The organism is Protofrankia sp. Cas3, assembly GCF_963555955.1.
In the GTDB taxonomy this organism is placed as follows: domain Bacteria; phylum Actinomycetota; class Actinomycetes; order Frankiales; family Frankiaceae; genus Protofrankia.
The window spans coordinates 1-10,457 of record NZ_CAUVXP010000182.1 but is presented as its reverse complement, the minus strand read 5'-3'; the positions used below and the strand labels follow the sequence as shown (position 1 = coordinate 10,457).

Below are 10,457 nucleotides of genomic sequence, written 5' to 3'. Positions count from 1 at the left end.
GCTCAAACCGGTGGACGCCGCCGCCGCCGCCGCCGAGGAGGTCGCCCGCACGCAGGACCTGTCCGCGTTGATCCCGGTAACCGGTAGTGATGAGATCGCTCGGATGGCCAACAGCCTCAACAGCATGCTGCGGGCGCTGGAGGCCTCCCGCGCGCGGCAGCGTGAGCTCGTCGACGATGCCAGCCACGAGCTGCGCACCCCACTCACCAGCCTGCGGACCAATATCGAACTGTTGTTGCGGGCCGAGGCCAACCCGGAGCGCGCACTGCCCGCGGACGATCGGGACGCGCTGCTGCGCGACGTGGACGCCCAGATCCGCGAACTGAGCGGACTGGTCAGCGAACTCGTCGAACTTGCCCGCGACGAGGCGCCCACCGAGGATGTCGAGCGCGTCGACCTGACCGAGATCGTCCATGATGCGGCCGACCGGGTGCGTAGGCGCGCCAAGGTCAAGGACGTCCAGATCGTGGTGAGCGCCGTTGCGTCGCCGGTGGACGGACGTCCGCATATGTTGGAACGGGCGGTGACCAACCTGCTGGACAACGCGGTGAAGTTCTCCCCGGACCAGGGCGAGGTGCACGTGCAGGTGGGTCCCGGCGAGGTTGTCGTCACCGACGAGGGCCCGGGGATCGCGCCGGCGGACCGCTCCCGGGTCTTCGACCGGTTTTATCGGGCGACGTCCGCGCGTGGGCTACCCGGATCCGGGCTCGGCCTGGCCATCGTGGCCGATGCCGCGGCCGTGCACGGCGGCCAGGTGCGCGCTGAGGCGGCCCCGGGCGGTGGGGCACTGTTGCGCCTGTCGCTCCCGGTTCCCTGGGACGTGCCGTCGCCGTCCTCCTCAGGTGCGCCGTCGGATGTCTGGCCGGGCGCGACCCTGGAGCAGGAGCCTGATCGCGTCCCCCACCGGTGGGAGGAGACATCGTCACCGGCATCGTCGTCCACCCGGCCCGCCTACCGCCGATCCTGGCGGGCGAGAGGATCCGGTCGTGCTCTCTGACAACGCCGGTCGTGAATCCGGCCTCGAGGTTGGCGGTCCGGCCGCCGGCCCTGGTGAAATCCTGGCCGCACTGGCGGATGCGCATGGCGTCGCCACCCGTTACGTCGACGCGGACGGCCGGGACGTGCCCGTCGCGGCGGACGTCGTGCGGACCGTGCTCGGCCTGCTCGATGTCGACGTCGCACATCCGGTTGCGGCTCTTGCGCAGGCGCGTGACGCGCCGTGGCGACGTGCGCTGCCGGCCTGCGTCGTGGTGCGGAGGTCCGCGGTCACGCCGGTGGTCCTGCGGGTGCCGCCCGGCCCCGTCCGCACCGCCGAGCTCGCGTTCGAAGGTGGTGGGAGCCGCCAGCTGACGGACTGGGGCGAGACCGTCGAACGTCGCACGGTCGACGGTCTGGACCTGCTCGGTATCCCGCTGAACCTGCCCGCCGGCCTGCCGCTCGGTGATCATGAGTTGCGGGTCACAGCCGGCGTGGCCTCGATCACGGCAAAGGTCGTCGTCGTGCCGGACACGCTGCCCGCTCCAGCGGGTGTGACCCGTGCCCGTACCTGGGGATGGATGATCCAGCTGTACGCGTTGCGGTCGGCGGCATCCTGGGGGATGGGCGACTACGCCGACCTCGCCGCGATCGCCGCGTGGTCCGGGTCGGCCGACGGTCGGCGCGCTGACGTCCTGCTGGTCAACCCGGTGCACGCGGTCGCGCCGACGGTTCCGGTCGAGCCGTCTCCGTACTACCCGGCCAGTCGGCGGTTCGCCTCGGCGCTGTATCTGCGTCCTGAGGACCTCCCTGAATACGCGCAGGTGGACGCCGCCACCCGGGCGCGGATTGATCAGCTCGCCGCCGCGGCCCGCGCGGGGGGCGATCCCGACCTGCTTGACCGGGACGGGGTGTGGCGGGCCAAGAGCGCCGCGTTCGAGCTCCTGTTCACCGCCACGGTCGAGCCGGCCGCACCGGCGGGCGACGATCGGACCGGCGACGATCGGGCCGGCGAGGAGGGCCTCGCCGACTTCGCCACCTGGTGCGCACTTGCCGAACGCCACGGTCGGGACTGGCGGCGGTGGCCCGCGGAGCTACATGATCCCCATGGGCCCGCGGTAGCTGCCGCGCGGGTTGAACTGCGTACCCGGATCGCGTTCCACCGCTGGTTGCAACGATGCTGCGATGCCCAGCTCATGGCCGCACAGGCGGCCGCCCGTGATAGCGGTATGACTGTCGGTATCGTTCATGATCTTGCGGTTGGCGTTGATCCCGGTGGCGCGGATGCCTGGGCCTGCCAGGACGTCTTCGCGACCGGCGCGTCCATCGGCGCACCGCCCGATGGTTTCAGCCAACAGGGTCAGGACTGGGCGCTGCCGCCGTGGCGGCCCGACCGGTTGGCCGAGGCCGGCTACGCACCGTTCCGGCAGATGGTTGCCGCCGTGCTCCGCCGGGGAGGTGGCCTGCGGGTCGACCACATCCTGGGACTATTCCGGCTGTGGTGGATCCCGGCCGGTAACCCGGCCTCGGCCGGTACGTACGTCCGCTACGACGCCGATGCCATGCTGGGGCTCCTCGCCCTCGAGGCGACCCGGGCCGGCGCGCTCGTCGTCGGTGAGGACCTGGGCACGGTCCAACCGTCGGTGGCGGCGACACTGGCCCGGGCCGGAGTGCTCGGGTCGACCGTCGCATGGTTCGAACGCGACGCGCACGGCGATCCGGTTGTGCCGCGCAGGTGGCGGGAACCGGCGATGGCGAGTGTCACCACACATGATCTTCCTACCGTTGCCGGCTACCTGACCGGCGAGCATGTCCGGGTGCGTGCCCGCCGCGGCCTCCTGCGGCAGTCGGTGGAGGCTGAACTCGCCGCCTGGCAGCGGGAACGGGACGCGCTGATCGCGCTGCTGCGCCGTGAAGGGCTGCTCGCCGTCGACCTCGCCACGCTCGACCAGGCTGCCCTGCCGGCATCCGGATCCGGTGCGGCCGGTGGCTCGGGTGGCTCGGGTAGTTCCGATACGTCCGAGGGCCCCATGTCTGCTCTGGGTCTTGCCGCGACCCGCGAAGTGGCTTTTGCCCTGCACGGTCTCCTGGCCCGATCACCGTCACGAATCGTGCTCGCGGCACCCGGCGATGCCGTCGGTGACCTGCGTCAGCCGAACCTGCCCGGCACCGTGGACTCCTACCCGAACTGGCGGTTTGCGGTCACCGACGCCGACGGCCGGCCCGTGACCGTCGAGCGGCTACGGGTGGACCCACAGGTACAGCGGCTTGCGCGGCTGCTCGCCTGCGTCCGCGATCAGGTCGACGGCGGGTGACTCGACGGCGGGTGAAAGGGGGGGCACGGGCCCGCCTTCCGAGGCGGTAGGGGCCTGCGCCACAGTGACAGGTGGCCCTCCCAGACGACCTCGGGCCAATCACCCGGTAACCTTCGGAACGTGACTCGTCGACGTCCACGGCACTTCACTCGCCGTGCACTCACCGTAGCGACACTGGCCGTCCTTGCGATTCCGGCGTTTGCCGGTGCCGCCCTGGCGCAGGACATCGGAGACAGTTACAGCCCCGACCCGCTCACGCCGCTTGAGACATGGCTCGTCTACGGCGGGACGATCGCGGCCGGCTTTCTCATCGCGGTCGTCCTGACCTTCCTGTCGAGCCGGGGGAGCGGCCCGTCCCGTTATCGCCCGGGACGCCCGTGGCAGCACGACGAAATCTGGATCGGCGAGCCGCCCGCGGTCGCAGACGACGAGCGTCCCCATGCGGCGGTACCGGGCTCGGGTGGCGCCAGTGGCACGTGGTGATGCGTTCACTCACGACCAGCTTGATCGACTTGAAGGCGCCCGAGCGGCGGCGGAGGCCCAGACCGGTATTCGCTTCACCGTCCGGGTAGGTGCGGTCGACTGTAACGCCGACCTGTTCGCTGAGCAGGCGTTGGCCAACCTGGTGGACACGACGCGGGACCCCGCCGTTCTGCTCCTGGTGTCGCCCGGCCAGCGGTTTGCCCGCATCGTGACGACGCACGCGGCCAAGGGCCGCATCTCCGACCAGGCCGCCGGGCTCGCCGTCCTGACGATGATCTCCAGCTTCACCCTCGGCGACCTCGTCGGGGGGATCGTCAACGGGCTGTACCAGTTGGCGGACGTGGCCGGTCCGCCGGATGCGGATTCCCAGCACGCCGGCACTCCGCATCCGACGACAAAGCCGTAGGCCGAAGTTCCGGGGCCATAGTGGAACCATACTTACTATAAGTATGGTTCCACTAGCCTGGCCCCAGCATGCCAGGGATGATCAATGGGAGTGGCATGCGGCGGCCCGATGACATGTTCGACCGCGAGGCCGAATGGGCGAGCCTGTCGAGGTTCGCCACCGACGACACGCCCGGCGCCACGCTCGGCGTGGTCACCGGCCGCCGCCGGCAGGGCAAGTCCTTCCTGCTGGAGGCGGTCTGCGAACAGACCGGCGGGCTCTACTTCCAGGCGACCGAGGCGACCGCGGCGGAGTCGCTCCGGCGCTTCGGTGCACACCTGTCGGAGCATGTCGGCGCGCTCGCTCCGCTGGCGTTCGCGGGTTGGGACGAGGCCGTCGACGCGCTCCTGCGGCTCGGGGCGGCCGGCCCGGCCACGGTGGTGCTCGATGAGTTCCCGTATCTGATGAAGGTCGCACCCGACCTTCCCTCGGTGCTCCAGGCTGCCTTCGGGCCACGGCGACCGCGGCGGACCGGCTCTCGGACGCGCCTGGTCCTCTGTGGTTCGGCACTTTCCGTCATGGGCCGCCTGCTGGCGGGTTCCGCGCCGCTGCGGGGACGAGCCACACTAGAGCTCGCCGTCCCGACACTGGACTTCCGTCTCGCGCGCGAGTTCTGGGAAGTGGACGATCCGCGCCTCGCGGTACTGCTGCACGCGGTCGTCGGGGGTACCCCGGCCTACCGTGACTTCCTGCGGGGTGAGCCGCCGGCGACCGTTGACGGCTTCGACGACTGGGTCGTCCGGGCCGTCCTGGATCCGTCGTCGCCGCTGTTCCGGGAGGCCCGCTATCTGCTCAGCGAAGAGCCGGACCTGCGTGACAGCGCGCTGTACAGCTCGGTGCTGGCAGCCGTCGCCGGTGGCGCCACCACCCGGGGCGGGATCGCCTCATATGTCGGTCGGGCCAGCGCCGACCTCGCGCATCCGCTCACCGTTCTCACCGATTCCGGTTTTCTCCTGCGCGCGGACGACATTCTGCGTGACCGGCGCCCCGTGTGGCGGGTGGCCGAGCCGTTGGTCGCCTTCTACTACGCCCTGATGCGGCCGGTTTTCGCGCAGCTCGAACGGCGGGGCCGGGCGGCGCGGGTCTGGCCGGCGTTGCGCCCGATGTTCACCTCGCAGGTTCTGGGACCGCATTTCGAGCAGATGTGCCGTACGTGGGTGACTGACTTCGCCACCCCGGCGACGCTCGGCGTCGACCTGCTCGGCGATGTCGGGCACGGCACGATCCACGACCATGCGGGCCGGGCGTCCCTTGAACTGGACGTCGTCGCCCTCGGCGCCGCTGACGGCCGACGTCGCCGCGTCGTCGCCCTCGGCGAGGCGAAATGGGGGACGACGCTCGGCACCGAGCACCTGAATCGGCTGGAACTGGCCCGGGAACTGATTGCGGCCACCCGCGATCTCGACACCGAGCGGACCAGGCTGCTGTTCTTCTCGGCAGCCGGGTTCAGCGACGATCTGCGCGCACGCGCCACGGCCGACCCCCGCGTGGTCCTCGTCGACCTCGACCGCCTCTACCACGGCGCGTAACGGACTTCGGCGTCGACGGTCTTCCAGGCTGAGGCCCGTGAGCGGCCCGAGTACCTGAGGCTTCTCGGACCGGTCGTCCTGCATCGGATCTGAACGCGCAGAAGCCCCGCACCCACCATCCGGAGGGTCGGGGCTCCACTTCCGTCGGGGCGTGTATCCCGAGGCTGCTTCAGCAGCCGCCTGGATCGCACAGAGGTCAAGTTCCCAGTTCGGATGGATGATGGAAGCGTCGGCGGCCGAGACCCCCGGGTCGTTGATCCGACCTGGATGGCAGGGCTGGCCCGCGATCGTGATGACGACCGCGGGCCAGCGGGATCCGCTGCCGGTGTGGTCAGGAGCCGGCGGCAGCCGCGGCAGCCGCGGCGGCCTCGACGTCCTTGGCGCGGGCGCGCAGCGCGCGCACCAGCCCGTCGCGGCCCTCGACCAGCGCCCGGCGCAGCGCGGGTACCGGCTCCTGATCGGCCAGGTAGGCGTCCACCGCCTCGACCGTCTCCGGTTCGATGATCGCGGCTGGGAAGAGCATCTGCGTGATCGTCTGGGCGGTGTCGAAGGTCCGGGTACGCCAGATCCGACCGATCTCGCCGAAGTAGCGGTCCACGTACGGCCGGGTCAGCTCGTCCTGGCCGGGCATCCAGAAGCCGCCCATGGTCGCCACCAGCAGATGGTTCGACAGTTTGTCGGACTCCATCACCGCGGCCCACGCGACGGCTTTCGCCTCGGCGGTGGGCCGGGCCGAGCGGGCGGTGGCGGCCCGCTTCTCGCCGGTCGCGGTGGGGTCGCGGGCAAGCTCGGCCTCGATCTCGGTGACGCCGTACACGCCGCGTGCAACCAGCTGGATGAGCAGGGTCCAGCGCAGCTCGGTGTCGAGGGCGAGCCCGTCGATGATCTCGGCGCCCTCGAAGACGGCGCGGACGCGCGCGACCTGGTCGGGTTCTTCGGCGTGGGCGACGGTGGTCGCGTAGACCAGCTGGAGGTCGCTGCCGGGTTCGGCGGTGGCCAGCAGCTCCTCGGCCCGCGCGGACAACGCCCGCAACGCGCCCAACCGGTTCGCCGGATCCCCGTAGGTGTCGATCGTGAGCTGTGCCTTGGCCAGCAGTGACTGCACCACGCCGATGTCGTCCTCGGCGTCCACACCGGAGAGCACCAGGGCGACGTAGTCCCGCGCGGCGAGCTCGGCGTCGCGCGTCATGTCCCAGGCCGCCGCCCAGCACAGCGTCCGTGGGAGCGAGTCGCGGATCGTGCCGATCGAGTCGATCAGCGTCGCCAGGGACCGGTCATCCAGGCGGATCTTGGCGTAGGTGAGGTCGTCGTCGTTGATCAGAATCAGGTCGGGCCGGCGGGCGCCGACGAGCTTCGGGATCTCGGTCAGCGCGCCGACGACGTCCAGTTCGATGCGCTCGCGGCGCAGCAGCGACCCGTCGGAGGCACGGTCGTACAGGCCGATCGCCACCCGATGCGGCCGCAGCGTCCGGCTCGCCGTGGGCGGTGACGACGCCGGTTCCTGCACCAGGTCAAACGCCGTGAACAGGCCGGATGAGTCGGTTTCGAAGCGGGCACGCAGAGTGTTGGCCCCGGTGGTCTCCAGCCAGTCCGCCGACCACACCGAGAGGTCCCGGCCGCTTGCGTTCTCCAGCTCGTCCAGCAGATCCCGCAGCGAGGTGTTGGCGTACTCGTACCGGCGGAAGTACGACCGCAGCCCGGCCAGGAATTCCTCCTGGCCGACCCACGCCACCAGCTGCTTGAGGACGGAGGCGCCCTTGGCGTAGGTGATCCCGTCGAAGTTCGTGCGTACCGCGTCCATGTCGGGCGCGTCGGCGACGATGGGATGGGTGGAGGACAGCTGGTCCTGCCGGTAGGCCCAGCCCTTCTCGGCGTTGGCGAACGTCGTCCAGCCGTTGGTGAACCGAGTCGCGGCGACCTGGGCGAGCACCGACATGAACGTCGCGAACGACTCGTTCAGCCACAGGTCGTCCCACCAGCGCATCGTCACGAGGTCGCCGAACCACATGTGGGCCATCTCGTGCAGGATCGTCTCGGCCCGCCGCTCCCGGCGAGCCTCGGTGACCTTTGCCCGGAAGACGTAGTCTTCCAGGAACGTCACGCAACCGGCGTTCTCCATCGCACCCGCGTTGAACTCGGGGACGAAGAGCTGATCATACTTGTCGAACGGGTACCGATAGTCGAACACCCGGTGATAGAAGTCGAACCCGGCCTTGGTGATCGTGAGGAGCTCGTCCGGGTCGAGGAACTCGGCCAGCGACTGCCGGCAGTACAGGCCCAGGTCGATTCCGTCGTGGTGGTCACGGACCTCGTGATAGGGGCCGGCGACCAGCGCGGTGATGTAGGTCGAGATGACAGGTGTGGCATCGAAGAGCCAGAAGGTCCGCTGCGCTTCCGCGTCGGTGGACTCCAGCCTGCGTCCGTTGGAGATGCACGTCCAGCCGGCCGGGGCGACCACCGACAGATGGAAAACCGCCTTCAGGTCCGGCTGGTCGAAACAGGCGTACATCCGGTGGGCGTCGTAGGTCTCGAACTGGGTGTACAGGTAGACGGCGCTGTCGACGGGGTCGACAAAACGGTGCAGGCCTTCGCCGGTCTTCGAGTAGGCGCAGTCGGCCACCACCTCCAGCTCGTTGACCTCCGCCAGATCCGACAGCGCGATCCGGTTCGCCTCGTACACCTCGGCCGGGTCCAGGCTCCGGCCGTTGAGGGTCACCGAGCGGACGGTTGGGGCGATCAGCTCGATGAAGGTGGAAGCGCCCGGCTCGGTACAGGTGAAGCGCACCGTCGTCCGGGCGGCGAACGTGGCGTCGCCGACCGTCAGATCGAGGTTCACCTCGTAGGAAGACACGTTGAGCAGCCGGGCGCGCTCACGCGCCTCGTCGCGGGTGAGGTTGTTGGCTGACACGCAGGTCCTTTCGGAAGGTCGGATGAGCGTCCCGCACCGGGGCGAGGGTGGCGGACGTCCGGGTCCGGCGGCTTGGGCGGCACAACGGCGGGGATCCCACAGTCTCCCACGCCCCGGGCACCCGCCACGTCCGCTCCATCCGGGCATACCCGGTGGCGATCTGTGGCCGGTGGCGATCTGTGGCCGGTACGGACAAACAGCTTCCCGGTGCACCCGCGGTCGGGTTTGATGCGGGTTTGAAACGTTCGGGCGGCATGGCCGGCTCAAGCACGGCAGGCGCCGTGACGGTGAGGGAGAACATCGGTGAGGCGTGTGACCGGTTTTGGGTGTCCTTCCCTTCGGAGGGACACAGCTCCGCCCGGACCGCCTGCTGGGGCGGAGACGCCCGCCCCTGTGACGCCCACTGCCCTGGTGCCCACGGCTCCGGCGCCCACTGCCCCGGTGCCCACGGCTCGGGTCGAACCGCAGGTGCCCGCGGCTTTGCGGGTGGCCGCCGGCTGGTCATGGCGCCTTCTCATCATCGGCGCGGCTATCTACGTCATCCTGATGGCCGTCGGCCGGATCCGCATCGTGGTGATTCCGGTGATCGCCGGCCTGCTCATCAGCGCGTTGATCCGCCCGGTTGCGTTGGTCCTGCGCCGGCACTCGGTGCCGAGACTTGCCTCGTCCTTCCTGACCGTCATCGGTTTCCTGATCATTGTGGTGGGCGTGGGTGTGGGTGTCGGCTTCAACGCGGCCAACGAGTTTCCGAGCCTGGCTGATCAGGTCAGCAATGGTGTGGAACAGGTCCGTGACTACCTGCAGGACGGACCGCTGCACCTGTCGCAGAAGCAGTTGGACGATCTTACGAACACCATCACCCAGACGCTGGCGAACAACCGGGGCCGTCTTGCCTCCGGCGTGCTCTCCGGCGCCACCGTCGCGGCGGAGGTGGTCACGGGTCTTCTGCTCATGCTGTTCTCGACGTTCTTCTTCGTCCACGACGGTGACCGGATCTGGGGCTGGATCGTCACCCGCTTCCCGCCTGACAGTGAGGCACGGGTGCGCGGCGCGGGCCGGGAGGCATGGTCGACACTCACCGGATACGTCCGCGGCACCATGATCGTCGCGCTCGTGGACGCCGCCGGCATCACGATCGGGTTGCTGGTGGTCGGCGTTCCCCTCGTGGCGCCCCTGGCGCTGCTGACGTTTCTGGGCGGGTTCATCCCGATCGTCGGAGCTACCGTGGCCGGCGGGGCGGCGGTGCTGGTCACGCTCGTCTCCAACGGTTGGGTGCCAGCCCTGGTCATTCTGGCGGTCGCGGTCGGCGTTCAGCAGGTCGAAAGCCACCTGCTGCAGCCGCTGGTGATGCGGCGGGCCGTGCGCCTGCATCCACTGGCGATCGTCATCTCGCTGTCCGCCGGTGGTGTGCTGGCCGGTATCCCGGGAGCGATTGCCGCTGTGCCGTTCGTCGCCGTGGTCAACCGGGTGGCCGGCTACCTCGCCCGCTCCGGGAAACAGTCAGCTGCTTGCGATGGTTGAGTCGGACACAGGAGAGTGCCGGGTCCATCTCGTCGGATGATCAGGAGCGGCTTGTGTCCACGCAGAGTGTTTCACCACAGGTGGTCTCGACCACCACCACGGATCACGAATCAGTCACGCCGGTCACCACGGCCGCGTTCTGGTTCGACCCCAGCTGCCCGTGGGCATGGCTGGCCTCGCGCTGGGCGCTGAACGTCGAGCAGGTCCGGCCGGTGCGCTTCAGTTGGCATGTGATGAGCCTTGCCGTGCTCAACCAGGGCAGGGAGCTCCCGGAAGAATAT

The 10,457-nt window shown here is 69.7% G+C and carries 7 protein-coding genes and 1 pseudogene; 7 read left to right on the top strand and 1 reads right to left on the bottom strand.

What is annotated here, in order from left to right; genetic code table 11:
* From U9983_RS23830 to U9983_RS23810, 5 genes are all read left to right on the top strand, one after another.
* Nucleotides 1-997 (top strand): HAMP domain-containing sensor histidine kinase (locus U9983_RS23830; protein ID WP_322756156.1); only part of this gene is annotated, 997 nt, incomplete at its 5' end.
* Complete coding sequence (gene malQ, locus U9983_RS23825; protein WP_416211508.1) at nucleotides 987-3,290, top strand: 4-alpha-glucanotransferase; 2,304 nt, start codon at nucleotides 987-989, stop codon at nucleotides 3,288-3,290. The genes U9983_RS23830 and malQ, both read left to right, overlap by 11 nt.
* A gap of 120 nt (nucleotides 3,291-3,410) precedes the next feature.
* Nucleotides 3,411-3,773 carry a hypothetical protein gene (locus U9983_RS23820; protein WP_322756155.1) on the top strand — a complete coding sequence of 121 codons (363 nt, stop codon included), beginning with the start codon at nucleotides 3,411-3,413 and terminating at the stop codon, nucleotides 3,771-3,773.
* The gene (locus U9983_RS23815; RefSeq protein ID WP_322756154.1) at nucleotides 3,760-4,179 is read left to right on the top strand and encodes a DUF5130 family protein; all 420 of its coding nucleotides are present in this window, start codon (nucleotides 3,760-3,762) and stop codon (nucleotides 4,177-4,179) included. Before U9983_RS23820 ends, U9983_RS23815 begins: the two co-directional genes overlap by 14 nt.
* A 95-nt stretch (nucleotides 4,180-4,274) precedes the next feature.
* Nucleotides 4,275-5,747 carry an ATP-binding protein gene (locus U9983_RS23810; protein ID WP_322756153.1) on the top strand — a complete coding sequence of 491 codons (1,473 nt, stop codon included), beginning with the start codon at nucleotides 4,275-4,277 and terminating at the stop codon, nucleotides 5,745-5,747.
* Nucleotides 5,748-6,078: 331 nt separating this feature from the next.
* Here the strand turns inward: U9983_RS23810 and pepN are convergent, their stop codons facing one another.
* The gene (pepN, locus tag U9983_RS23805; RefSeq protein WP_322756152.1) at nucleotides 6,079-8,655 is read right to left on the bottom strand and encodes an aminopeptidase N; all 2,577 of its coding nucleotides are present in this window, start codon (nucleotides 8,653-8,655) and stop codon (nucleotides 6,079-6,081) included.
* A gap of 393 nt (nucleotides 8,656-9,048) precedes the next feature.
* Here pepN and U9983_RS23800 point away from each other — a divergent pair, with 393 nt between their 5' ends.
* Both U9983_RS23800 and U9983_RS23795 read left to right on the top strand, forming a co-directional pair.
* A complete protein-coding gene (locus U9983_RS23800; RefSeq protein WP_416211507.1) occupies nucleotides 9,049-10,176 on the top strand; it encodes an AI-2E family transporter in 1,128 nt (375 codons plus the stop codon).
* Nucleotides 10,177-10,256: 80 nt separating this feature from the next.
* Nucleotides 10,257-10,457: pseudogene (locus U9983_RS23795) on the top strand (DsbA family protein); the annotation flags it as partial.